The sequence below is a fragment of the Streptomyces sp. NPDC001732 genome (genome assembly GCF_053596315.1).
This window is the reverse complement of sequence record NZ_JBSFFY010000063.1, coordinates 1-24,333: the sequence shown is the minus strand read 5'-3', so window position 1 is coordinate 24,333 and position 24,333 is coordinate 1. Positions and strand designations below refer to the sequence as shown.

Genomic DNA, 24,333 nt, shown 5'->3' with positions numbered 1-24,333 from the left:
GCGTGGGGGGGTGCAAGTGGGCGGAGCGCTCGACGACACCCGCACACACGCCGACCGGAAATCTTCGCGGCGACGGGCCCGGCCGGCACATCTCCTCCGCCGCCCTCGCCCGGCGCCTGGCCGCCCACCACATCCCCATCCGGCCGGCCCGGTCCAGCTCGCCGAGGGCCTGCCGCCGGCCGTCCTCGCACCCCTGCTCGGACTTCATGCCGTCACCGCCGAGCACTGGCAGCGCCGCGCGGCCACCGACTGGACCGCCTACCTCGAAGCCCGTATGTCCACCCGGGACGGTGGCCCACCGGTGCTGGCTGTCGTCACCCGCGAGGCGGCCCCACCAACCACCGGCTGACGGGCCGTCATCGCCAGCACTCGGTCAGGGCTTCAGAATGGTGGCTCGTCGGACCACAGGTGCGTCGTCGGCACGAGCGGTGGCGGGGGGCTTCTGCGCAGCAGGATGGCCAGGGCCTCCTCAACGCGGCCGAGGTCGACGAGGTAGCCAGCGAGGTCGTGGCTGTTCCTGTGGTCGTGCTGCTGGAGGACGGTAACGGCTTCCTCGGTGCGCCCGGCACCAGCAAGGAGGCGCGCAATGTGCTCTGCCGCGTACCAGGTGTTGCCTTCGGGGTGTGTTCGGGCCCGTTCAACCGCCTCGTCGACCCCACTGCAGGCGGCGATCAGCGGCAACCGCATCCAGTACAGCTCCCACTCGTCCTCACCCCCGCGCCGGGCGTCGAGGGCGTCGAGGTGGGCCAGGCCGTCGGCGGGGCGGCCCTGGTCGAGGCACAGCTCGGACAAGGCGTGGAGAATCCAGTCGTCGCTGGGGTGGGCCTCGGCCTGGGCGCGCATCACGGCGATCGCCTCTCCGCCCCGTCCGTGTCGGGCCAGGAGCTGAGCGAGCTCGTAAGCCGAGTTCGGATTCCGTGCCGCGGGGCCGTCGGCCTGCCCGTATACGGCGATCGCGCCCTCCACGTCGTCACCCTTCTCCAGCAGCTCCGTCAGCTGCTGTACGGCCTCCTCATGTCCGTCCAGCGCGGCGTAGGCGCGCAGTTCCTCGATCCGGCCGTGCCGGGCCAACAGGTCGGCGAGTTGATCTCGGCTGTTGATTGAGGTGATCTGTCGGCGGCGGAGCAGAGCGATGGCCTCATCGATGTAGCCCTGGCGTTCACGGATCGTCGCGAGCAGGCCGAGCACCATGTCGGAATCGAGGCCGCGGCAGCACCACGGGCCGTCGCAACAGTGGTCGGCCCGGATCCGGCCGGCGAGCAGCGCGGCCGCCTCCCCGTCGCGGCCGGCAACAGAGGCGACGTCGATCAGGGCGGTGGCGAGCACCCAGTCGTCGACGTGCGGCACGAGCAGATCGAACGCCTCCTCGGCGCGACCGTGCCGGGCGAGCAGCCGCGTGTAGGCCTCCAAAGCCATCGGGTGCCCGACTTCCATGCGGGCCCGGGTAATCTCGATCGCCTCGTCGATGCGGCCCCAGCCCTCCAGCAACTCCGCCGCGGCAACAACAGCCGTCCACCAGCCCGTCGCCACGTACGGGGCGAGCACCTTCAACGCGTCGGCCTGACGGCCCTGATCACCCAGCAGCCGAGCCCACACCAGCGCACAGAACCACTCCCCGCGTCCGGCCTGCAACTCCACCACGTCGGCATGGCCTCGTTCGAGCAGCCGCGAGACCAGCTCCGGCGGGATACGACCGGACCGCGTCCGGGCCCGGTAGTCAAGATCAGTAGCGTCCACGGCCAAGCACCATAGCGCTCGCCCCTGACGTCAGGCCGACACCACCAACAGCTTCGAATACAGCACAGTTGGAATGACGCTCCCCGCCACTCGGTGCCTCGGCCTGGACCGCAGCCCGCCGCGAGACCTACGCCGACGGCCTCGGCCAGGAAACCGGCCTCGTCGCCGTCACCGCCCGCACCAACCGCTCCAAAGCCGACCAGGATCCCGCCGAATGGCTCCCCTCCCCGGCCCCCGGAGCACTGTGCCGCTACGCCGCGGAATGGACCGCGACCAAACTGCGCTGGAACCTGGCCGTCGACGAGCTCGAGAAGGACCGGCTCCTGGACATCGCGGCCGGCTGCGGCGGAACCCCCGTCACCTACACCCCCGCGCCCTGACCCGACCGACCACCCGGCATTCCGTGCCCCGGCAACCAGCCTCTTCTGGTTGCCGGGGCACGGCCGTTCTGGGTCCCGCCGGAACCGCCCGCCCTGCTGAGCGCGATCCGTACGATCACCGAAGGTCGTTCCGTCCCCAGCGGAGCGCGGGGCATGAGGCGATCGGGGATGCCGGGTGTGCTCACCGGGTCAACGCGAGCAGTTCGTCGATCACCGGTTTCTCACCGCCGTCACCGAGGTGGGCGATGGCTGCGAAGGGTGCGATCACCTGGCTCCAGGCATGGAGCCGGTCGCCATCGAGCCCGCACGCCGCCGACACGCGCGCGCAGCGGGTCTCAATGCCTTCCAGTCCGGCGCCGGCTACGACGTAGTCCACGGCGTCGAAGCACGGATCACCGATACAGGCTTTCGGGTCGATGGCCATGAGACCGCGCTTCGCGCCGCCGTCGAGCACGTTGCCCAGGTGCAGGTCACCGTGGAGCAGCACGGTTTTCACTTCCGTGTCCAGCAGCCGCTTGCACCGCTGCATGGCCCTGTCCCACATGGTGATGTCCATCCGCGCACTGATCGCGGGCTCGGACAGCCGCCTGCCGACCCGTGCGAAGGACTCCTCGCACCGTTCACGCAGCACACGTGTCGGCAGTGGGGGCGGAGTGACCCCGTGCAAGGCGGCGAGCAGATCCGACCACTGTTCCGGAAGCGAGGCTGTGGGCATGTCCTCCGCCGCCGTTCCGGGCACGATCTCCTCCAGCACCATTGCGCCCGTCTCCTTGTCGAAGGCCAGCACGGAGGGCACCCGGCCCGAGGCGGTGAACCACTCCAGCATTCCGACCTGTTCGGTCAGCAGGTCCCGCTCCGGACTGATCTTCAGCACCGCGGGCGTGCCGTCGGGCCAGCGGCATCGCAAGGTGACCGACGAAGCACCGTCCGGGAGGGGCTCGCCGAGCGAAAGTCCCCACTGGGACGTCAGCCGCGCGATGAGATCCGGCGCGTTGGCGCACCAGTCGGCAACCTGGGGGCCGAATCGACGTACCAACCGAGTAGTGACGCTCTCCACATCCACCAGCAGTCGTTTCACGCCGGTCAGTCTGCCGCTCGCACGATCTTTGTCCATCGCTTTTCCACCCCACGCCGTGAACGCGAGCCGACAAGCAAATGGGGAGCGGCCGGGGGCATGAAGGGGATGTCCGCTCTGGTCCGTCTCGGATCGCGCCCGGGATGATCACGTGGCGGCCCGGTACGGTGTTCACCGGCTGGGCCTGCTCATCAACCGGTGATCGACTTTTCACCCCGGCCCTCTGCGCCCCGGATCAGCGCTCCTGAGTTCTAGTGGTCGTCGCGACACCCCAGCTCAGGGGGTGCGATGGAGTTCGAGATCCGGAAGAACCGGGGGCCCGGCGGCGGGCGCACCATGGCCCGGGAGCGGGCCGCATACTTCCTGCTCATGGAGCAGGAGTACAGCACGCGGGAAGCCGCCCGGATAGTCGGCATCAACCTGAGCACCGGACGGGCGCGCGACGTGGTCGTACAGCCAAGGGCCGGTCGCCGGTGCCTGCCATGTCGTATGGCGGTGGATCGGCACCCACAGCATCCTCACCGCTTCCTGGGGAAAGGTCACTTCACTAGGTCGGCTGGCACTGGGGGACGGGGCCCTTCGTCGGGGGCGAGGGCGCCGGCGGGGAGCTCGATGCTGCTGCCGTGGTGCATCAGGATCGCGACCAGCGTCGCGTGTGATGGGTCGACGGGGGTCGTCATCGTCAGTTCCAGTCGGCTGCGGGGTGGGGGGTGAGGGTCTGGCAGTACTGGCAGACCATGCTGTCGGCACGGTCGTAGGCGCGGCCCGAGCAGGCCGGGCAGGCGGGGCTGTGGCTGGTGAGGCGCCGCCAGCCGACTGCCCCGGCGGCCCGCTCCAGGACGTCCTTCCCTCAGTTGACGTCCGGAAGGCAGATGGCCGGGCAGCCCGAACGAGCTGCGGTACTTGGTGTCAGTAGTTCGGCCAGCGAGGGCGGTCCTTGTGTTCTTCCTTCCAGGCGGGCAGTTCGTGCTGCCCGCGTTCGCGACGGTGCGGGACAACCAGATCGGTGCCCCGGTAGCCGCCGTCGGCGACCACACTGGTGCGGCCGACGGCGGCTTGGGCGCCGGACAGCTCCCACGCCCTGCAGTCATTGCGGTTGCCTGGCAGGGGCCGGCCGACCACCACGACAAAGCGGGTGTCGGCATCGATGACGACCTGGTGATTCGTGGAGTATCGATAGTTCTTCGACTGCTCGGCCACCGTGTGGTCACGTGTGGGGATCAGGGTTCCGTCCACGATCAACACAGTGCTTGCGGAACTGCTTGCGCGGCCGGAGCGCAAGCAAGGGGCCAAGGTGTCTGATGACACGGTCGGCCGCGGACTTCGACACTCCGAACAACGGGGCAAGCGGGCACAGCGTCAAGTTGTCCGCCAGTACGCCGTAACCAGCAGCACTCGGTCCTCCAGCGGCAGCCCCCACGGCCGCCCCCGTCGCACCTCATCGGCCCCCTCGCTGCGCAGCGTGGTCACCAGCTTGTCGAAACAGCGCGGGCTCAGCCCAGTGAACGGGGCCATCCAGGACGGGGCCGACGCCGTGATCAGTCCAGTCACAGCAAGATCATGACGTCAAGCCGGGGCCCTGTAGCAGCGCCCCGTCACGGGCTGCCTGGCCAGGGCGTCCCCCATGGCTGCACCATGCTCAAGGCACCGCCGGGGTCGGCACGACGATCTGATGAGGAGCAGGATGTGGGAAGTCTGTTGAGAAGCGTCTCCGGGGTCCGCTGGGGAGAACTGCGCGACGCGACGGGCGCCGCGGCCGACGGTATCCCCCCTCTGCTGTCCCGGATCGCATACGGGAGTGAGGACACGGCCCGCATCGCCATCGATGACCTGGGCGACGCCATCTGCGCGCTGGGGTTCGTCGTCGGCGAGGCAACAGCCCCCACGGTCCCGTTCCTTCTCGAACTGGCCGGGGCCCCGCACGTGGCATGCAAGGCCGAGTTGTTGGACCTGCTGGGAAGTATCTGCCGGACCGACCAGTGGCACTCCGCCGCTGCGGCGACGCAGGACCGCAAGCACGACGCGAACTACCAGCAGCAAATCGGCTGGGAGGCAGCCTCAAGAACAGCCGTGTGCGCAGGCCGGTCAGTCATCGAGGGCGCCGCCTCCTCCATACGGCCGGAGGAAGCGACACCTGCTCGGAAGCTGTTGCAGGTGATGGACGACACCCCGCCGTTCCCGGAGTCATGAACGGTCATTGCGGGACAGTTCTTAGCTGATTCCGGCCCGTTGCGCATGGAGTTCGGAGCGGACTAGTTCGAGCAGACGACCGGTCCAGTTGCGGCCGCGGCCGGCGTTATCGCCCCAGAAGCCGGAATCGGCGTCATCGTAGATGAGAGTGGCGTCGCCGGTTTCCAGAAGGACCTCTGCCAAGTCAGGGTGCTGCATGTACTTGGCTCGCAGGAGTACGGTCATGACGGCCGTACGAGCATGTTCCCAGCCCTCGCGCCGAGCGGCGTCAGCGGCCAGCTTGCGGGCCGTGTATGAGGTATCGGCTACGGCAATGGCAGCTTGCACAGTCGAATCGGCGACTGACAAAGCCCAATAGGCTTGGGAGACCGACGAGTAAGTGGTGCCGTCGATGTCGATGGGCGCGGGGTAGTCGTTGCGCAGGGCCACCGTGCCCGGGTCGTCGACTCGCTGCTGCGGGTACGAGTGGTACAGCTGGATCGCCGGTGCGTGCGACGTTGCCGGCCCATCCGCAGGAACCCGCGAAGGTCGTTCGGAGATCAGCCGGGCCCGCTCCTCGAAGTAGGCGACAGCGTCGTCGTAGGCCTTCTCGGAGACAGGCTCGTCGGACCACCACCCCTCCGGCACGACGCCCGGCCCGGCAACCAACACTTTGAGCGGCCAGTCCTTGCGGTCCATGTCGCCCAGCGCATAGCGGCGCTGGCTCTTCGGGATGGCGAGATAGGCGGCATGTGCGGCAGCACGGTTCTCCTCGGTCCGGTCGGCGAGGAAAACATCGACGGCGGCCAAGCACCTCGCGGTCGAATCGGGGCGACCGTTCAGCTGGTCGATGGTGTCCCGCACCTCGGCGAGCAGCAGCTCGGGGGTGAGCCACGCGCGCGGCTCACTGAACTTCCACACGGCCAGGCCGTGAGCCGATGCCTCGGCGCCTTCCGGGAGGTCGGTGGCCACCCATCCGGAGTGCAGCTTCTGCTCGAACTCGTCGACGGTGACCAGCTCCCAGCAGTCGATGAGCCCGTCGGCGTAGACAACGAGGTCGGTGAGGAAGTACGTCCCACCGTTGCGAATGAAGGCGTGACGCCAGGTACCAGGTATGCGGACGCCGTCTGCCTTGCGATGAGTGATCCGGTTGCCGATCATCCCGTCATTGTGCCCGGCCAGGCCTCGCGCCCCTACACCTCGCTGAAGACTCATCCCATCGCGATACTCAGGTCCCCTCCCTCCAGCATTCACGAGAATCGGTCGGACATGTCTCATGCGCACGTAAGGCCGCTCACCCCTTACGCGGCCAAGCCGGAGAGGCGTCCCGACGGCCACACCACACTCAGAGTCCCCCGGAACGGCGCCCATGAGGACGACAGGGGCCTCTCGTCCCGACGACGCCCCCTACGTGTCTGGCTCAACCCAGAGCACGGACGAAACCTGCTCCAGCTCGGCTTCGAGCTGGGCTGGACCACCACATGGATGGACGACGCCAACCGGTGGATCGCACCGGTCCTCGGCCTTCCGGAACTTCCCTTCGTTGACTTCGGCGACGTCCTACTCCAGGAACGCCCTGATGGGGGCCACTGGAAGACCGGACCGCTGGTGGACTACGCAAGCGGCCGCCCTTTCGCCTGGGTGGACGACGAGCAGAGCGAGCTGGATCAGACGTATGCAACCGCCCACCACCAAGGGCCCGGGTCAACTCGCGGATCGGCCTACGGGAGAACGACTTCCGCACACTCTCCGACTTCGCCAGGTCCCTGAACACCTCACGAACCACCGGCTGAGCACCTCACCGGCTCTTCAGGTTGCTCCGTACTCAGAGCCAAGGTCTTTGCGGGACAGCCCTCAACCCGGCAGCGGCCCCGGTCTCGCGACTCCTGCCCGTTGAACGGGCGGCCCGACGAGCTCCAGGTTCGACGGGCCGTATGACGAGGTCGACGAAGTGGAGATCCGCGCCCTGCGCGACGAAGCCGTGCGCCGGCCCGAGGTCTTCCTCCGCATGACCGACTTCATCCGGGCCGAACTCTGCGGCCGCCCCAACCGATGCACCCCCATCGCACGAACCTCATGGCTCTTGGGGCACCGCTGAGTTGGGTCGCGAACGGCTGCGCGAAAGGCCTGGACCTCGGTGACCCGGCGTTCGTCATCGAGGGCATCGACGGCAGCCACCACCACGTGGAACTCGACCGGGGAATGCCCGACCTGTGCGTCGCCGACGTACGTGACTGCGTGCAGGCGGCCGGCCCGGACGGGGTGCCCTCTTCCGTACCGTGGCCGACGTCGCCCAGTTGCTGCGGGGGTGGTGATCGCAGGTTTGTCCGCCCGGCCTCGGGGGCCGGGCGGCCTGCTCCGCACCGAGGACACATGAAACGCCCGGCAGCCGGGCGATCGGCGATGCGCTGCCCGTACGATGACCGGCGTGACCGCCCGCCGCGCCCTTGGCGCCGGCCCCCGGGCTCCCGCGCACAGCATCCGCGCCGCCCAGGCCGACCTGCTCGACGCTCTTCCCGGAGAGCGCCTGTCCGACCTCGACGACCTGCGCGCCCGAGGCGTGCTCGGCACTCGCGGCCCGGAGGCGCCCCCGCCCCCGCGACGGACCTTCGGAACCGGCGGCCGCGCCGCCGAGGGGCCGCCTGGCACTTCCTCCGCGATCCCGGCCGCAGGCGCCGGACGCCTGAACGCCCGGTGGTGTCAGCTGACCTGGAGGGCCAGGTTCTTCGGTCAGCCAGGCCGGGCGAGGCGGGAGAGCTGCTCGTCGAGATCGGATCCGTACACCTCTGGCCGTGGCAGTGCAGTCATGCGATCAGGCTGACACCGCCCGCCCGGCTACGTCATCCGTTGACCTGGTCACGGGGCCGGTGAAGATGTCGTGTCCGCCGATACGGCGCCAGACGATGTGCGGCGTGCCTTCTCTGAACAAAAAGTTGACCAAGCGGTCCGAATGCCCCTGTGGAAGGTTGTCCACGAAGCACCGGCGGTGGCTATGAGCTGCCCATGATGGTCCGTGATCGTGTTGGACGCGTGAGTCGTAAGCCGTGCGTCGAAACGAACTTGCCACTCGACCGCTCTGTGGGATGACATGCCCTCATGAGCAGAATGGCGCAGGTGCTAGTCCTTGCACGGTACGAGGACGAGGTGATGGAGCCGCTGACGCGGGTCGACGAGACGCGTACTTGGCGCGGCTGTTTCGAGCGGATACCGGACTGGTTCGTCGGCGGGTGGTATCTCGAGTTCTTCCGCGAGAGCCAGCGCCGCGGGGTCCTCGCGGACCTGGAGGCGCTGCCGTGGAACAGCCCGGAGTGCGTGCAGGTCATGCTCCACGACGAAGACGACGATTGCTTCGGGCTGTGGATGTTCCATGATGGGGTGCTGGTCGAGGTGTCGATCCCGCGCACACAGCGGGTCCACACCCCGCCACCGCCGTGGTGGGGCGACAGTCCCCGGCCGGGACACCTACAACGAACGGACGGACCGGACGCAGAGACGCTGTCGCTGCACTCCCCCGAGCATGCACAGGACCCACGACTCTGCTGGTGACGAGAACATGGCGGGACAGCCCTTAGCCCAGGAAGACGGGGGACTGCTTCTTTTCCTGCTGGGCCTCGATCTGGGCGATCTTGCCCTCGGCGGCGGCGAGGCTGGTGGACAGGCTTTCGACTTCGCCGAATCATCTTTCGCGTTCGGCTTCGGCGATCCTCTCTTTGAGGTTGTCGCGGATCTCTTCCAGGCGGGGCTTCTCGTCCAGGGCGACGATCAGGACCGGGCAGCGGACGCAGGCTTCTCTGAACTACGAGGTGAGGGCGACAGCCGAGGTTCGGTCGTCGTTCAGGGCGAGCGAGTTCTGCTCGTGCGGTGACGGGTACCGGAAGGCGCACTCTCGTGGCAGTTCCCGGCTGGGAAGAACGAATCTGAAGAAACTCACGAAGAAGCCGCAGCGCGTGAGGCCCAGGAGGAGACCGGGCTCCTGGTGACCCTGCAGCGCGCGCTCAATCTGTCCACGTCCACCAGCACTGTGGCGAGATCGATCCTGGCCATCGACGCGGCCAACCTGCTTCCACCACGAAGGAGACACCGAACAGGCGTGTCGGCGGACGATCGCCATTCTCGACGGCCTGTCCACCCCGTACCGCAGCGGACTCGCGCACCAGCGCGCCCAGGATCTGTACCAGTCGGTCCCCGGAAGCCACCAGCGGGAAGCCGTCGTGCGTGAACTACATGACCTGCTCGCTGTCTGAGTGACCTGGTGGCGCCGACCTACCTGCCCCTCCCCGGACACCTTGCAGTTGACCGTTTTCGGCGAGAAATGCGTCGGCAACCTCCTTCAGGACAGAAGGCTCAACCTTGGCGAGGGAGTTGATAGATCTTTCCCAGCTGGCGATTCGCAGTGCCTGAGCAATCAACGGACGTGCCTGAGCCGTCCCGGCATGGCGTGCCACATAGGACAACGCCTCGGCCTGCAAGTTGGGATGGAGGCTCCGGGCGAGTGCCAGGGCGTCGGCTGTGTCTCCGATCACCGCCTTGGCCCTGACCATCTCTTCCCGTGCCCTGGACATCATGACTGCATTGGTATCTGCCCGGATCTCGGCTTCCGCCTCGCGCACGAGATTCGTGGCGTGGTCGAGATCTCCGGCCCGTGCTGCGACCTGCGCTCCAACAGCCAAGTACTGCGCCCGATCGCGTCGGTCGGTGATGGTTCGGGCTGCGACGGCGGCATCGCGCGCAAGCCGCTGGGCGTGGTCGAGGTCCCCGGCTTGGGCCACGGCCGTCGCTACCGCCTGCAACGTTGTCGCGCTCCAGCTTCCAATATTGGACTTTCGGGCCATGATCCGGGCGTCGCGGGCCAGAACTTTTGTGTGGTGGACGTGGCCAGCCTGTGCTGCTGCTCCCGCTGCCTCTGCGATCGCCGCGAGCCGATCGTACGAGTCAGTGATCCCCCGGGCGAGTGCCCTGGCCTGGCCAAGGTCCCCGGCCCGTGCCGCCGCCGCTGCGACACTTTGCAGCACTGGTCCTTTCACAAGCTTGTTGGTGATGGTCTGAGCGATGTCCAAGGCGTGTCCGGTGTACCCGGCCCGTGCCGCCGCTTTCGCTGCCTTCCCCAACACACCTTCTCGATTGCCTACGTCTTTGAAGGTTCTGGCCAAGGTCTCGGCTTCGATCGCGAGGTCCATGGCGCGGTCAGGGAATCCCGACTCCGCCAGCACCTCCGCTACCCGCGCCAGCGCCCACGCCCGCGAGCGCGGGTGTACGGCGGTTCTGGCCAGTTCCCCAGCGCTGCGAGCGAGATCTCCGGCGTGGTGAAGATCCCCGGTCCGCGCCATTGCGGCGGCCACGTCGGCCAACGTCAGCGTCATCCGGTCGGTGAGCATGAGGGTTCTGGCCGCGGTTTCGGCGTCCCGGGCGAGGCCTCCGGCGTGGTGGAGGTCGCCGGTTCGCGCCATCGCCTGTGCCAGCAGTGTCATCGTCTGTGCTTGCGTTTCGGGGTCGGTAATGGCCCGGACCAGGGCCTCGGCACGTTCGAGGTCTCCTGCCTGAGTAAGGATCTTCGCTGCTTCGGCCAAGATAGGAAACTGCTCAAGCGGGTCGGACATGGTCCGTACGAGGGCCAGTGCTTGGCCGGCATCACGCCCCTGACCCGCCGCGACCACGGCTGCCAAGATAGTGGCCTGCCACTCCGGATTGTCATTGATCGTCTGAGCCAGAGCCCAAGCGCGACGGACGAGATGACCTGTGTACGCGATGTCTCCGGCCGGCGCTGCGGCCTTCACCACTGTCGCCAGTACCCACGCCTGCTGGTCGGCGTCGTTGACGGCCTGAGCCGCTGTTTCAGCTTCGTGGGCAAGGGTGCCCGCCTGGTCGAGATCTCCGGACTGTGCCATGGCTTCCGCCACTGCGGCCAGCGCCCGTGCCTGCTCGTGCGGGTCGAAAACCGCACGAGCGAGGTCTGCAGCGTGACTGAGATCCCCCGCCCAGCCCTTGGCCCTGGCTGCGACCGCCAGTGCCGTCGCCTGGCCGCGCCGCTCGGTCATCGTCCGAGCCACAACAGCGGCATGGGAGGCGAAGTCTCTGGCTCGACTGAAATCCCCCGTCTGCGCCGAAGTCCGGGCCATCCCGGCCAACGCCCGAACCCGCTGCGATGCGTCGGTGATGCCGAGGGCTATCGCCGCGGCATCACCGATGTTCCCGGCGAGTGCTCCGGCCTCCGCCACCCCTCGTAGCACCTCAGCCTGCATAAGCGGGTCAGAGATGGCACGAGCCACAACAACGCCCTGCTCCAGATCACCGGCCCGCGCCGCTGCCTTCGCCACGTCCCGCAACGCCCATTCCTGTTGCACTTGGAGCACCCATTCGTGTTGCTCGCGGCGCGTCCGATCCGGTTGCTGGTGAGGCGCCGGCTTCGGTTGCCGGCGGCCGGTGATGCCGAGGGCTATCGCCGCGGCATCACCGATGTTCCCGGCGAGTGCTCCGGCCTCCGCCACCCCTCGTAGCACCTCAGCCTGCATAAGCGGGTCAGAGATGGCACGAGCCACAACAACGCCCTGCTCCAGATCACCGGCCCGCGCCGCTGCCTTCGCGACCGACGCCAGCGCCTGCTTCTTTTCGTACGGCAGTGTGATGCCCCGGGCCACAGCCTCAGCCTCATGAACGACGTCGCCGGCATGGACCGTGTCACCTGCCAAGTTTTGGTGCTGGGAGTTCTCCTCGCACTCGACGAGCGCGTCGCTCAAGGCGGCCATCGCCTGAACCTGCTTGAGCGGATCCGCGATGGATCGGACCAGGGCCTGGGCACGAACATGATGCCCAAGCAGAGCCCACACGGCGGGCAGGCCGACAGGGATGCGACTGTTGCGCTCGATCAGACTGTCACGGCGCACGGATAGCAGAGTCATGATCCGCACGTCCGAAGGGTCACCCTCAAGGAGCATGTCCTGGGTCGCGGTGATCTCGGCGAGCGCAGCAACGTCTCCACCACTGACATCCAGCATCCGATTGTGGCGGATCGAGTCCAGGGCACAAGCGGTCATCCTGGCCAGATCGCGGCCGGCATGCAGCATCGGGAAGTAACCGCGCAGTAGATAACCAGGTGTGTTTGTGGGCCAACGGTCGACGCGGTATCCCTCGGCCCAGCTGTGCAGCCGCTGCCGGTACCCCGACAAGCGAGCATCGCCAAGGAACCGAACAGCGGACTGCTGGAGTTCCTCATGGCCGAGAACATAGACCTCGCCCTGTGTGCTCGGCTCCGGCCGACGGGCGAACGTCCGCCCGGCCACAGTGTGGAGCGACTCCTCGACCTCCCAGGCCTGGCGGCCTGTCAACTCCTCCAAGTCTCGGCTGCTCAGACCGCCCCCGGCAGCGGTGACCAGACCCAGCAGATCCTGCTCAACCGGCGTGCCGCGCAACAACCGCTTCAGTTCATGCTCGGCGTCGCGCCGGACGTCCTGGGCGTAGGGGGAGGGCTCCAGGAAGCGTACGTTGGCCCGATCACGCAGCGGATGCCTGCTGGGAACGTCTGAAGGGACCGGCGGGTCGTGTCGCCCCGCCACCATGACGCGCATACCCGCGGCGGGACTGGGCGGAAGTAGCGCGGCAACACTGTGCGCGGCGGAACCGGTGTCCTCATCGAGACCGTCCACGATCAGCACCAGGCGCTGCCCCTGATCTACGCAGGAGGCAGCTGCCAAGTCAAGCATTTCCCACAGGTGCGAGGCACGGGTGGCATCGGTCAGGTAGGCCGGGACGGGCTCGCCGAGTACGCTCGCCAACTGCTCGATGACCACGTCCAGGAACGCCTCGCGGTCGCTTTGCGCAGCTAGGCGCGCCGTGATGAAGAACGAGACGATGCGTACCTCGGGCGGCGGGTGCAGAACGAACCAGGACATCAGCGCGGTCTTGCCTGCCCATGGTTCAGCACGCAGCCACAGGTAGTCTCCAGACTCGGGGTCGGTACAGAACGACGCGAGATCGGCGAGTTCTGTCTCCCGGCCCACAAGGACCTCCGGGGCGATCGCTCGTATCTGGTAGTGATACGCAGACCGCGCCGTCGGGCGGACGGACGCGTACATGTTGACTTGGAGGTTGCTGTCGCCGACCATCAGGCCCTTGGCCCCGTGAGCGTCGACTGCACGGCGCGGGTCGTCCTTCCCTGCCACCGGTTGGCCCGTCAGTTGAACGTGTTGGTCTGAGTGTTGTGGTCACCGATCTGTGCGCCCCGGGCCTCGCGAGCATCCACGACGTTCATCCGCGGCTGCTGACCAGCCGCCCCCAGTTCCCGGAGCAACGACTGGGCGGCCTCCAAGACTTCCTCGTCGCGGTCGACGCCGCACAGAAACAACAATTCGCTCAGACGGGCCTGCCACACTCCAGGCTCGACCTCGCTCGCGTCCAAGACCTGTGCGTCATCCTCGCTCCGCTGAGCAAGGCACCGGCGCACCGCCTCGCGCAATCCCGTGTACGCGTCTCGTACAGCGCTGCTTGCGGTGTCCGCGAGCCCTGCCGAAGCACCTGCAGCCAGCGCGGTTACCACCAACTCCACTCCGGACACATCTACTCCATTACTCCGTCAGATCGACTCGAAACCACAGCACCTCAAGACTATGTCGCTGGCGACAAGTCTTGTACCAGAGCTGCCGGACGAGCGAGAAAATGGGACTGCAAAACGTTCGGCTCTGTCCTGAAATCGGGGGTAACGAAGGGTGGCGACCGTCGTTGATGTTGCGTGCGGGACGATGGGCCGTCTTCACCCTGCTCCGTCATCTCATCCTCCTATGACTGACCGCCAGGCTGCGAGACTGCCGATCACCGTCGTCACCTCGGGCAGTTGCGTCGCGTCCGGGTGTTCCAGCACCGCCCCCCGCAGCCCGCTTCCTGACCCCGCCGCGCGCTTCGTGACGACGCCCTTCGACCACGGCCTGCCATGACCTGGCCAACTCCTCGACCAGGCAAGCGAGATGACGCAGGAGATCCCTGTGAACAACTGATGCGCGAGAACCGCCCGGTTGACCATGATCGCCACATCCGGATCATGCTACCCACCAGGAAGAACACATCACCCGCAATCACGCACCAGCTCGTCAGGGCTCGCAAAAAACAACACGACGATTCCGTTCCGGGAACCCGCCCTTGCGCTACAGGACGCTGGACCCGCAGGTCACAGGGATGCGCCTCAAGTAGACCTGGGTAATCGCACTCACTATCGCTCGGGATGTCGCCGCAGGTCGGCGTCTGCTACCACTGGGGCTCAACCAGATCCTGAAATCGGCGTGTTGTTTTTCTGTGACCCCTCAGGCTCGATCCACCACATGACGAGTGCCCTTGAAGAGGGAGATGAGAAGAGGTTCCTGCCGACCTGGGATGACGGGATTTCTCACACTTCCAACAGACCCAACCAGCAAGGCACCTCGTAAGTGAAATCCTTCCACAGCCCGGCGACGGAGTTCGCCGCGTTCGGGGACCGAATCTGATCGCGCATGCCGGGCCAAGAGTTGTCCCGTAATGCCTGGTGGATCAGCGCGCGGCGTCGGATGCGGTGCATCGCAAGGCGGAGGGATGCCCGCCTGCTGGATGTATTCGGGTGTTCCGACAACGCGGCGAGGATGGGGCCTCCCCTGCTCGGGCGCAGCCGAGAGCTCGGGGAAGCAGCTGTCGTCGTGCGCCCGCCAGGTATTGCGGGACAACCCTTGACCCCCGCCCTCCGGCCGACCGAGCGGTGCGACCCGCCGAGTCCGGTCGCCGAGAAGGTCGAGCCGACCGGCGCGACGAACGACGCGGCCCTCGAACTCCAGCGGCCGCTGCGCCAGATGAACGCGCTCGTCCGGCAGGTACTCTCCGGGGTGGCCTGGGCCGACGAGGAGCATCTGCTGCTGCGGTTGGCGGACAACATCGGTCTGGCACGCACCGTACGGGCCCGGGTCGACCCGGATCTGGCCCTGGTCACCGGGTCCGTCCTGGACCAGGTGCGGCAGTACGTGGATGCCCGACGGCTGGGGGATTCCTACGGACCGATCTTCGACTGCACCGGGTACGCGCTGGCATCCCGCACGGGCCCGTGTCCGACGGCGCCCGGGGCCGCCCCACGCGGGGCGTGCCGCCGCCGCACCCACCCGACGAGAAACACACGAGGAGCGCATAAGCGAGGAGACCGAGGGGACCACGACGGCCGAGGAGGCCGCCTCCCCCAGCATCTGGGACCTGCTGACCAAGAACCCCCGCTACGGGCTGCTGTGGCTCGGACAGACCCTCTCCCGGCTCGGCAACTACGTGTATGGCACGGCCATCGGCGTACTGGCCTACCAGGTGACCGGTTCGGGGTCGGCGGTGGCCGTGGTCGTCGGCGCCTTCAGCGTGGTCCAGCTGGTGCTGATCCTGCTCGGCGGGGTGGTGGCCGACCGGCTGCCGCGGCGGCTGATCATCGGCGGTACCGATCTGGCAGCCTGTCTGCTGGTGGGCGGGATCGGCCTGTGGGCCGCCATGGGCAGCCCGGAGCTGTGGGCGCTGGTGGTTGTCAGCGCCCTGCTGGGTGTGCTGGCGGCCCTGCACCTGCCCGCCTACCGGGCCATCGCCCACGAAGTCGTCGACGACGCCGACCTGCCCGCATCGGCGGCGCTGTCCGCGCTGGTCAACCCGATGACCGTAGTCGCGGGACCGGCGCTGGGCGCGGCCCTCATGGCGTTCGGCGGGGTGGCGATGTGCCTGTTGGCGGACGCGGTGTCGTTCGGGGTGGCGGTGCTGCTGTTGCTGCCCGCGTTGCGCGGCCGTCCGGTGGAGCGTCCCGCCCACCCTGCGCAGCGCGCTGCGGGCATGGCCGGGATCATCACCGATGTCCGGGCGGGGCCGATCGTCATCCGGGAGCGGCCGGTGCTGCGTACCACCATCGTGGCCGCGGCGGTGGCAGTGGCCTGTGTGGACGCCCCGGTGGGGGTGCTGTTGCCGGTGCTGGTGGCCGACGCGGGCTGGTCGGACTGGGTGGTGGGGGCCACGGGGGCGGCGATCGGCCTGGGCACCGCAGCCGGTGCCCCGCTGCTGCTGCGGCTGCCGGACCGGCACGCCGCCCGCGCCCACGGCTGGGCGATGACGGTGGCGGGTCTGCCGCTGCTGGTGGGTGTGCTCATGTCCGCGCTGACCGGCTGGTTGGTGGCGGCGGTGTGCTACGGCGGGCTGGTCGCGGTTCGCTACATCCGTCAGACCCTCATCAGCAGTCCGGCCCCCGGGACAAGGTCGGTCTGATCTTCAGCGTGGACACCTTCGCCACGCTCGCCCTGACTCCCGCGGTGTACGCGGTCGTCGGGGCCCTGGTGACGTGGCTGCCGCCGCGCAGCGTGCTGGTCGGCGGTGCGGTACTGAACCTGCTACTGGTCGGCTGGGTGATGTGGCGCACCGCACGTCCGCTGCACACCGGCGTACTCGCTCCGGAAGGGGAATGACATGGGTTGGACGGGGCCGGGCCTGGTGGAGTCCGTCCTGCGGAGGGTGCCCGACCAGGCGATCCGGCTGGAGGCCGGGTTCCTCAGCGCGGCCCTGCGGCTGCGCGGGTCCGCCCGCGTCCTCGACGTGGGGTGCGGCCTGGGCCGTCACGCGCGGCTGCTGGCAGCCCGGGGCCACCGCGTGCTGGCGTGCGAGCGTGACGCGTACACCGCCGAGCAGGCCGGTGCGGAACTTCGCCGCAACCCTCAGCCGGGCGTGGAGATTCGGCACGCTGCCGTCGAGGACCTGCCGTCGGGTCTCGATCTCGACGGCGCCTACGCACTGATGGCGCCGCTCGGCGTGGACACCGTCCGGAATGACGACGAGGCCTTCCTGCGTGCCGTGCGCAGCGTCCTGCCCCCGACACCCGGTTCGTCCTCGACTACACCAACTGCCTCCCGATGCTCGGCAGGCTGGAGGACTCTGCCGTCCAGGAACTCCCCGACGGCCGCCGGATCATGACCCTGCGCAGCCACGACGTGCTCACCAGCGTCTCCCGGCGAACCCGGATCCTCCTGGCGCCGGACGGTTCGGAGGAGTCCGTGGAGCAGGCCGCCATCCTGGTCTACCACCCGCCCGAAGTCATGGAGATGCTGCGCGCCGCCGGGTTCGGCCCGCTGCGGACGTACGGCTGGTTCGACGGCAGCGAGTTCCGCTGGGACTCACGCCGGGTGATCGTGGTGTGCCGGGCCTCCTGACGAGCTCGTGCATGGTGGGGGTGAGGGCGGGTTGAGTTTGTGGTTGGCTTTTTGATCAGGCGGGTGTGGTGGGCGGCTTCGTGTTCGGCGGGGGTGACGTGGCCGACCTCACCGCCGGGGACCGCGAACAGATCAAGGAAGCCGCCGACGCGTTGCGCCGCACCCGCCAGGTCGTCGACCTCGGCATGCCCGCCATCGGCTCCTTCGTCGACCAGACCAGGAACGAACACCGCTCATGAGCAGCGCGAAGTGCCCCACCGATGCCCGCTGTCAGGACAGCGAGCGTCGCCGCACCCTGGTCATGTCGGCTCTCGATCAACTCGCCGCCCAGGGCGAGGAGATCACGATCCCCTCCGTCTCACGTGCCGCCGGAGTGCACCGCAGTCTCATCTACCGGCACCCCGACCTGCATGCCGCTGTCACCGCACGTGCTGTCGTCGAACCGCCGCCCGGCACCGTCACCGGTCCCAGCGCGAGCAAGCAGTCCCTCATCGCGGACATCGCGAACCTTACTGACCGCATCCGTCGCCAGGACACGCACATCCGCCATCTCGAACAGCGTCTCGCCGAAGCCCTCGGCGAGCAGGTCTGGCAACAGGCCGGCCTTGGCGGACCACCCGATCATGACGCCTTGCAGAAACGCGTCAGCCAGCTCGAACAGCACACCGCCGAGCTGCGGCAACAACTCGCCGACCGCGACGACGACCTCGACGCCGCCCGCGCCGCGAACCGCCGGCTCATGGCCAGCCTCAACACCACGAAGGAGCAGCTCTGATGAGAAGTCCGATAGCCGCTCCACGCCTCATGCAGGTGCTTGCGTCCCCTGGTCGGCCTCGTCCACCGACTCATCCAGTACTGCACGCGCGAGAGGGGCGAAGCGCCGCCGCATGTCCTCCCCGCGAGCGCCCGTTTCCGCAGCTGAGGAGCGATAGTGCTCCTTCTGCTCATCAGTCAGCGGCCCTTGCTCAGTTCCATCAAGTACTGAATGGGCGGGTGGGTGTGCCGATCTACGGCTTCGGCGTACTCGGCACCCACCTGCGCCACACCAGCAGGTCCTTCGAGCTCAACCGTGCTCGCCGCCTGCCGAGTCGCCCGTACCGCATCGATGGCTGCAACACGCCATATGTCATAACGATGCTGGTCATAGGGCTCCAACGTCAGCCGTGCCAGTTGCCGGACAGCCCCCTCCGCTTCATGAGCAGCGTCCATCAAGCCCTGGTAAGCAGCTTGCCGACGATCCCGGCGCCACCTCCGGTGCTCGACCCGTAGTTCACGAAGCGCATCCCGATCTTGTGCGGCCTCCTGGCGTATCTGCTGCCGTTCCAGAGCCTCGTTCCTTCGCCGCTCAATCCGAGCGGTCATGAACGCCGTCAGTCCGCTGCCCAGCAGCGTGCCGACGATCGCGATGGCCGTGGTCATCAAAGTGCTCGTCCCAGGGAGACATCGTGAAGCACGGCCGCGCACCCGTCCGGGCGATCGGCGCAAAGCCCTCGTCCAAGCGACCCTCCTCAGAAAGCTGCACTCGAACCCGTACCTCACCCTGTCAATGCCCCTACGCCGAAGGGAGTGTCGGGGACTGTAAAACGTTCGGTGTAAGTACCTGTTTTCGATCCTGAGCAGGGCAAACGTGCGGGACCGCCTTGACTTCTTCTGTATGGACATCTGATGAGATGGCCAGCCTGCGCCTGGCTCGTGCTCGCACGCGGGGCTCCCGCCTCTGGGGGTGGTGTGCCTCCATGGCGTGTTTGGACCTGGAGGCCCCGCAGCAGGGTATTGATCCCCCAGAGTGTCGAAGTGGATGCTGAAAGTGATGGCAGTCGTAAGGCTGCATTACCGAACAGACCTGTCGCATGCACTGCGCACGCCTTGGGCCGTGTCTCACGCCCGAGTCAGTAGGCGTAGGGGCGAGGTCGCGACTCCTCGTGGAGGGGCAGATGACGGACATCACCAAGATCAGCGTTCAGCTGTGGACAGCGAGCGACGCAGGGGCCGGGACCAACGGGTTCGTGTACGTCGGGATCGCCGGCCGGGAGTTCCACTTGGACACCTCTCGCAACGACTTCGAGCCCGGTGACCAGTTCACATACATCTTCGGCGACGGCGCCAACGTGCTCGACGACGCACGCAACGATCCCCGCCTGCCCCGCCTCGACACCGACGACACCGACTGGTATCCCGTCTACGTCCGCTTCGCGGGCACCGACAACGACGACACCTGGTGCATGGAAGGAGTGACCGTCACCGTCAACCCGAGCGGCACCAACCCCCGCACCTACGACAACCCGCGACTCGCCGGGACCGGAGCCGACCGGAAAATCTGGCTCGGCAAGCGCTTCGGCGAGGTCATGTACCTCAAGCGAATCTGACGTCACCCTCGCTCCCGCTTCCTGGAACGGAAGAGCCAGCCGACTCGGAGGCGCTCCTGGGCAGAGGCGTCGGTGCCCGGGACACGAGCCCAGGCCGCCGCAGCCGCGGGCCCCATGGACGGGCGGCTGCGGCGGCTGACGCCGCGAGAACCGTGCGCGGTGACGGCCCGCTGCTGCCTGACTCCCGGTTCCGGGGGCGGTGATTCTGGGGCAGCCAGAGGCAGCGCCAGCACGATGTAAAAGACATGCCGGAGACGGCCGAGTGGATGGGCCGTCAATCGGCGCCGGTCTCCTCGGCCAGTTGGGGGCAGCCCCCTTCCGCGCGGGTCTCCTGGTCATGAGAGTGATGGCCGCCCAAGCGATCAGAGTCTCCGAGTGCTGGATGAGTCGTTCGTAGTCCCTCGCGTGGCGGCGGGCATACATCATCCAGGCAAGCGACCGTTCGATGACCCAGCGGCGGGGCAGGACGATGAAGCCGGAGGTGCCCTTGGGGCGGCTGACCGGTTTGATCGTGAGGTCGAGGTGCCGTTCTGCCCAGGCCACGAGCTTGCCCGCGTAGGGGGAATCCGCCCAGACGATCGTGATCTCGGGACGGGTGAGGCGGAGCCGGAAGAGGATTTCCTTGGCCGCGTCGTGGTCGCCGAGGGAGGCGGGGGTGACCATCACCATGAGCGGCAGGCCGCGGGTGTCGACCACCAGGTGCCGCTTGCGACCATTGATTTTCTTGCCCGCCTCGTAACCCCGGGTGGCCCGGGAGACGGTCTCGGCGGCCTTCACGGACTGGGAGTCGATGACCGTGGCGGCGGCGCATGACGGCAGAAGCCTCCAGGCATGGGTGAGAGGGCCGGACGGCTCGCCGTCCGGCCCCCTCCGGGTAGACGGGTCAGGCTGGGGCGATGAGGTCGAGGATGCACTCGATGGAGTTGGGCTGGGCGACGATGTGACGTACCCACTTGTCGTTCGGGTGGGCGGCTGCGGGGTGACGGTGCCGGTGATGAACCGGCGGAACTGGCTCAGCTTCTCGGCCACCACCTGTCGTTCGTAGGCTTCCAGCGCGGCCCGCTCCGCCCCGAGCTGGTAGCCGTCGCCGCAGGTCCGGATCAGCGGCGGCCAGCCCTTGGACGCGGCCTCGTCCTTCAAGGCCGCCAGCCCGGAGCGGACCTGGTGCGGGGACAGTGCGCCGGCCCGTACCAGCTGGTGGAACTCCAGCCCGGCCGGACGGGCCTCGAACAGGACGAAGCGGATGGTGTCCACGTGCCGTCGGGCGGCACCCCCTTTGCACCGGAAGGCGCGGGGCACGATTACTCGCCCCGCGGGATGGCTGCGAGCTCGTGGTCCATGTCGACCTTGCCGGTGTCGGCGGCGGTCTCGATCCAGTCCAGCGTCGCCCTGACCTTGGCGATGTTCTGGTGGACGATGACGCCTTCGTCTTCGGACAGGGTCCGGTCGCGCAGGCCCGGGACGGTACGGCCGGCTGCGGCGACGAACGCGTGGCAGGCGGTCATCAGGTCCAGGAACTCCACTGTCCGGTCGATGTTGCGGACCGCCGGGGCGACCGGGCTGGTGTCCTCGAAATGCTGCCGGGCTTGTCGGGAGCGTTCGTTCTGGGCATGGCTGACCTGGAAGCGGACGTGGTCGTCGCTCATCGCCTTGAACGCGATGTCCGGCCGCCGCAGCAGGTTCGTCGCCGCCGTGGTGGCGACGTGCTCATCGCGGGTGAACTCCTCCACCACCGGGCCTTGTCCACCGGGGTGACCGAGGCCGTCACTTCCGGACCCTTCAGGAAAACGCTGGTCACCGCCGCGGCGACCTGGTCGTCCTGGGCCAGGGAGTGGATGGCTGTGAGGTTCTGGTCCAACTTCTGTGGTGTGCCTACGCCCTGGGACCGTTGATCTTGCTGATACCTCCCGCAAGATCGTCTGGAAACTGCCGGTGCCGACCTCGTCCGGGCTGATGGTTCTGGGCTGTGCGCAAGGTACTGCTCCGGCTGGAAGAGAGGCTCTTCCTGTGGGCTCCGGAGATCAGGGTGGTGTCGGTGCAGGACGACGGCGACGTGATTCGGGTCGGTGTCAGATCCCGGACGCCCAAGGCTCGCTGCTCGGGCTGCGGGAGCTGGTCGGATCGAGTGCACGGCTCCTGCCTGCGGTTTCCTGCCGATCTTCCCGTGGCAGGGCGGCGGGTGGTGCTGCGGCTGCGAGTCCGGCGGTTCACGTGCGAGGACGCCTCATGCGGGCGGCGGACGTTCGTCGAGCAGGTCACGGGTCTGACCCGCCGACCCAGCCAGCGGACCGAACGAATGCGGTCGGCGCTTGCCGAGGTCGGCCTCGCGTTGGCCGGCCGCGCTGGCGCCCGGCTGGTCGACATCCTGGGGGCGAAGGCCAGCCGGAACGCGGTCCTGCGACTGGTCGCCGCACTCCCGGAGCCCCAGCCGCGCACCCCGCGGGTGGTCGGCGTCGACGAGTACGCGATGCGCAGGGGACGTGTCCACGGGACCGTCCTGGTCGACGTCGAAACCCGCCGACCGGTTGACCTGCTGCCGGATCGCGAAGTGGGCACGGTCGCGGCCCGGCTGGCCGAACGCCCGGGGATTGAGGTCGGCTGCCGTGACCGTGCTCCGTTCTTCGCGGAAGGGGCCAGTATCGGGGCCCCACCGCCGTCCAGGTTGCCGACCGCTCCCACCTCTGACGCAGCCTCGGCGAAGCCACGGAACGGTGCATATCTCCCGCCGTCGCTCCTGTCTGCGCGCGACCACCGCCGATTCTGCCCCGGAGAAGGCAGAGGTTCAGGCACCGGCGGACGGCGGCTCGCCATGGCCCACCCGACACCGCTTCGCCGACCGCACCCGCGCCAAGCACGCCACCGTCCACCCGCTGCTGGTCGCCGGCCACAGCCGGCGCTCGATCCAGCGCCAGCTCGGCATGACCTGCCCCACCGTCCAGCGGCTGGCGGACGCCGCGAGGCCGGAAGACCCGTTCCAGGGGCAGTGGCAGAACCGCAGGACCAAGCTCGACGACTTCAAGCCGTACCTGAACGAGCGGTGAGCCGATGGCTGCCCGAACGCCTGGGCCCTCTGGGCAGAGATCAAGACGCACGGCCACCGCGGCGGCACGGAGCCGTCCGTGCCCGCCTCCGCCCGTTTCGCACCACCCCGGCCGCACCGGCAGCCCGGCCACCATCGCCGCGGACCGTCGCCGGGTGGATCCTGACCCACTCCGACACCCTGCCGGAGAACGATCGACTCAAGCTGAAGCCAGTGCTCGCGCACTGCCCCGAACCGGACGCGCCCATCGGTCACGTCCGTGCGTTCGGGAGGGTGATCAGTGAGCTCCAAGGCGACCGGCTCCCGCAGTGGATCGAAGCAGTCCGTGCCGACGGCCTGCCGAGTCTCCACGCCTTCGTCATCCATGTGCTCGTCATCCGCGCTCTCGACGAACCGGGCAAGGTCCACGAGCGCCTCCGCCAGGGCGCGGGTCAGCGACGGGTGCTGCGACATGGACGATCCCCCGAAGGTGATGACGGCAGAACTCTCGGCGCACCCAATCGCAGGCGGCCGACAACACTCGCTGTCACCTCGCCACAGAACTTGGACCAGACCCGGTTCTCGTGAACAAAGCCAGGCCAGCTTCTGCAGGAAAAAGGGCGTCGAGCCGCGGTGTCCCGATCCTCACCGTGGCTTCTACAGTGCAGATCTCTTCCTCGGGCTTCGCCCATGTCTCCTGGAGGACATCCAGGGCCTCGTAGAACGCCTCCAAGCAGTCGTCCTCCTGGCCCGTCAGCTCGCCGAAAACCTCCTGGGCCACGTAGTCGAGCTCCTCCCATTCCGGCCACTCCTCGTCATCCCACTCCCGCAGGTGCCGTCCCACCAGGGCCCGCACCTCAGCAACGTCAGCGAGGGCGTCCGGATCAGCAAGCACAGCCTTATACGTCTCTTGTCCCTGGCCCACCAGCCAGAGCGCGAAGTAGTCGAAGCCGTCGTCGGAGCACAAGCCACCCTCGATCCGGCGCACCGCACGCCAGAGTGGGCCCGTGGCGACCGCCTCGCACGCGGCCTCCAAATGCGCCTGAAACTCCACCCCCTCCGCGGCCGGCCGACACCGCAACTCCCCACGCAGCCACTCCAGCCGTTCGTGTCGGCCACCGGAGCGACGGCTCAACTCGTCCATGAGCGCCCAGAAGGTCTTCTCGTCCATGCCGCCCAGGATCGCAACCACCACTGACACACCCGAGAGCCCCGTGCGAAAACAGCAGTAGCAGCCTGCGCAGGCCCGGGAAACGGCCTGCCGCACCCCCCGAAGCGCGCACATTCACCCGTACCTGCATGAGCACATTCAGGTGTACGCCGACAGCTGTCCGCGTACTCGTCTGAGTGCACCACCGAGTACGGAGTTATGTGCACCACTGGTCAGGCCACGTCGGTGTCCCGTTCGATGGCCTGGAGACGG

Annotated in this window: 18 protein-coding genes and 9 pseudogenes; 15 read left to right on the top strand and 12 right to left on the bottom strand. The window is 68.0% G+C overall.

Annotated elements, in window-relative coordinates:
* Positions 1–381: 381 nt before the first annotated feature.
* Positions 382–1,737 carry a tetratricopeptide repeat protein gene (locus tag ACWCXX_RS33900; RefSeq protein WP_451134024.1) on the bottom strand — a complete coding sequence of 452 codons (1,356 nt, stop codon included), beginning with the start codon at positions 1,735–1,737 and terminating at the stop codon, positions 382–384.
* A 92-nt stretch (positions 1,738–1,829) separates the two neighbouring features.
* On the opposite strand from ACWCXX_RS33900, the pseudogene ACWCXX_RS33895 reads away from it, so the two are divergent.
* Positions 1,830–2,117: pseudogene (locus ACWCXX_RS33895) on the top strand (HNH endonuclease); the annotation flags it as partial.
* Between the two features lie 181 nt (positions 2,118–2,298).
* Here ACWCXX_RS33895 and ACWCXX_RS33890 read toward each other — a convergent pair.
* On the bottom strand, positions 2,299–3,174 hold the full coding sequence (locus ACWCXX_RS33890) for an aminoglycoside phosphotransferase family protein (protein WP_451134044.1): 876 nt from the start codon (positions 3,172–3,174) through the stop codon (positions 2,299–2,301).
* A 957-nt stretch (positions 3,175–4,131) separates the two neighbouring features.
* Positions 4,132–4,743 (bottom strand): annotated as a pseudogene (locus ACWCXX_RS33885) (transposase family protein); the annotation flags it as partial.
* A gap of 135 nt (positions 4,744–4,878) precedes the next feature.
* Between ACWCXX_RS33885 and ACWCXX_RS33880 the strand changes: the two are divergent.
* Positions 4,879–5,382 carry a hypothetical protein gene (locus ACWCXX_RS33880; RefSeq protein ID WP_451134022.1) on the top strand — a complete coding sequence of 168 codons (504 nt, stop codon included), beginning with the start codon at positions 4,879–4,881 and terminating at the stop codon, positions 5,380–5,382.
* A gap of 21 nt (positions 5,383–5,403) precedes the next feature.
* On the opposite strand, the gene ACWCXX_RS33875 is transcribed toward ACWCXX_RS33880, so the two are convergent.
* Positions 5,404–6,522: an NADAR family protein gene (locus ACWCXX_RS33875; protein ID WP_451134020.1), complete on the bottom strand. Its 1,119-nt coding sequence runs from the start codon at positions 6,520–6,522 to the stop codon at positions 5,404–5,406.
* A 108-nt stretch (positions 6,523–6,630) separates the two neighbouring features.
* Here ACWCXX_RS33875 and ACWCXX_RS33870 point away from each other — a divergent pair.
* From ACWCXX_RS33870 to ACWCXX_RS33855, 4 genes and pseudogenes are all read left to right on the top strand, one after another.
* Positions 6,631–7,154, top strand: a pseudogene (locus ACWCXX_RS33870) (hypothetical protein).
* 1,303 nt (positions 7,155–8,457) lie between these two features.
* The gene (locus ACWCXX_RS33865) at positions 8,458–8,907 is read left to right on the top strand and encodes a hypothetical protein (protein ID WP_451134018.1); all 450 of its coding nucleotides are present in this window, start codon (positions 8,458–8,460) and stop codon (positions 8,905–8,907) included.
* Between the two features lie 7 nt (positions 8,908–8,914).
* A complete protein-coding gene (locus ACWCXX_RS33860; protein ID WP_451134016.1) occupies positions 8,915–9,226 on the top strand; it encodes a hypothetical protein in 312 nt (103 codons plus the stop codon).
* A 66-nt stretch (positions 9,227–9,292) separates the two neighbouring features.
* Positions 9,293–9,580 (top strand): annotated as a pseudogene (locus ACWCXX_RS33855) (hypothetical protein); the annotation flags it as partial.
* A 1-nt stretch (position 9,581) separates the two neighbouring features.
* On the opposite strand, the gene ACWCXX_RS33850 reads toward ACWCXX_RS33855, so the two are convergent.
* The 3 genes and pseudogenes from ACWCXX_RS33850 to ACWCXX_RS33840 form a co-directional block, all read right to left on the bottom strand.
* On the bottom strand, positions 9,582–13,517 hold the full coding sequence (locus tag ACWCXX_RS33850) for a hypothetical protein (protein WP_451134014.1): 3,936 nt from the start codon (positions 13,515–13,517) through the stop codon (positions 9,582–9,584).
* Between the two features lie 11 nt (positions 13,518–13,528).
* Entirely contained in the window at positions 13,529–13,909 is a 381-nt protein-coding gene (locus tag ACWCXX_RS33845) for a hypothetical protein (RefSeq protein WP_451134012.1), read from the bottom strand.
* 298 nt (positions 13,910–14,207) lie between these two features.
* Positions 14,208–14,371: pseudogene (locus ACWCXX_RS33840) on the bottom strand (transposase family protein); the annotation flags it as partial.
* Positions 14,372–15,336: 965 nt separating this feature from the next.
* Between ACWCXX_RS33840 and ACWCXX_RS33835 the strand changes: the two are divergent.
* The 6 genes from ACWCXX_RS33835 to ACWCXX_RS33810 all read left to right on the top strand — a co-directional run bounded on the left by ACWCXX_RS33835 (position 15,337) and on the right by ACWCXX_RS33810 (position 18,300).
* Positions 15,337–16,590, top strand: coding sequence for an MFS transporter (locus ACWCXX_RS33835; RefSeq protein ID WP_451134010.1), 1,254 nt, complete (start codon positions 15,337–15,339; stop codon positions 16,588–16,590).
* Between the two features lie 8 nt (positions 16,591–16,598).
* Positions 16,599–16,787: a hypothetical protein gene (locus ACWCXX_RS33830; RefSeq protein ID WP_451134008.1), complete on the top strand. Its 189-nt coding sequence runs from the start codon at positions 16,599–16,601 to the stop codon at positions 16,785–16,787.
* A 1-nt stretch (position 16,788) separates the two neighbouring features.
* On the top strand, positions 16,789–17,289 hold the full coding sequence (locus ACWCXX_RS33825; protein ID WP_451134006.1) for a class I SAM-dependent methyltransferase: 501 nt from the start codon (positions 16,789–16,791) through the stop codon (positions 17,287–17,289).
* Positions 17,286–17,525, top strand: a complete 240-nt coding sequence (locus tag ACWCXX_RS33820) for a hypothetical protein (protein ID WP_451134004.1) — start codon at positions 17,286–17,288, stop codon at positions 17,523–17,525. Before ACWCXX_RS33825 ends, ACWCXX_RS33820 begins: the two co-directional genes overlap by 4 nt.
* 68 nt (positions 17,526–17,593) lie before the next feature.
* Entirely contained in the window at positions 17,594–17,764 is a 171-nt protein-coding gene (locus tag ACWCXX_RS33815; RefSeq protein ID WP_451134002.1) for a hypothetical protein, read from the top strand.
* Complete coding sequence (locus tag ACWCXX_RS33810) at positions 17,761–18,300, top strand: DUF6262 family protein (RefSeq protein WP_451134000.1); 540 nt, start codon at positions 17,761–17,763, stop codon at positions 18,298–18,300. Before ACWCXX_RS33815 ends, ACWCXX_RS33810 begins: the two co-directional genes overlap by 4 nt.
* A gap of 176 nt (positions 18,301–18,476) precedes the next feature.
* Here ACWCXX_RS33810 and ACWCXX_RS33805 read toward each other — a convergent pair whose 3' ends face one another.
* Positions 18,477–18,944, bottom strand: coding sequence for a hypothetical protein (locus ACWCXX_RS33805; protein ID WP_451133998.1), 468 nt, complete (start codon positions 18,942–18,944; stop codon positions 18,477–18,479).
* A 515-nt stretch (positions 18,945–19,459) separates the two neighbouring features.
* On the opposite strand from ACWCXX_RS33805, the gene ACWCXX_RS33800 reads away from it, so the two are divergent.
* Complete coding sequence (locus ACWCXX_RS33800) at positions 19,460–19,891, top strand: hypothetical protein (protein ID WP_451133996.1); 432 nt, start codon at positions 19,460–19,462, stop codon at positions 19,889–19,891.
* Positions 19,892–20,053: 162 nt separating this feature from the next.
* On the opposite strand, the pseudogene ACWCXX_RS33795 reads toward ACWCXX_RS33800, so the two are convergent.
* The 3 pseudogenes from ACWCXX_RS33795 to ACWCXX_RS33785 form a co-directional block, all read right to left on the bottom strand.
* Positions 20,054–20,698: pseudogene (locus ACWCXX_RS33795) on the bottom strand (transposase); the annotation flags it as partial.
* 76 nt (positions 20,699–20,774) lie between these two features.
* Positions 20,775–21,190, bottom strand: a pseudogene (locus ACWCXX_RS33790) (RacP protein).
* 2 nt (positions 21,191–21,192) lie between these two features.
* Positions 21,193–21,782: pseudogene (locus ACWCXX_RS33785) on the bottom strand (DUF6192 family protein); the annotation flags it as partial.
* A gap of 75 nt (positions 21,783–21,857) precedes the next feature.
* On the opposite strand from ACWCXX_RS33785, the pseudogene ACWCXX_RS33780 reads away from it, so the two are divergent.
* Both ACWCXX_RS33780 and ACWCXX_RS33775 read left to right on the top strand, forming a co-directional pair.
* Positions 21,858–22,100, top strand: a pseudogene (locus ACWCXX_RS33780) (transposase family protein); the annotation flags it as partial.
* A gap of 502 nt (positions 22,101–22,602) precedes the next feature.
* The gene (locus tag ACWCXX_RS33775) at positions 22,603–22,932 is read left to right on the top strand and encodes a hypothetical protein (protein WP_451134048.1); all 330 of its coding nucleotides are present in this window, start codon (positions 22,603–22,605) and stop codon (positions 22,930–22,932) included.
* Positions 22,933–23,457: 525 nt separating this feature from the next.
* Here the strand turns inward: ACWCXX_RS33775 and ACWCXX_RS33770 are convergent.
* On the bottom strand, positions 23,458–24,081 hold the full coding sequence (locus tag ACWCXX_RS33770) for a DUF4240 domain-containing protein (RefSeq protein WP_451133994.1): 624 nt from the start codon (positions 24,079–24,081) through the stop codon (positions 23,458–23,460).
* Positions 24,082–24,333: the final 252 nt, after the last annotated feature.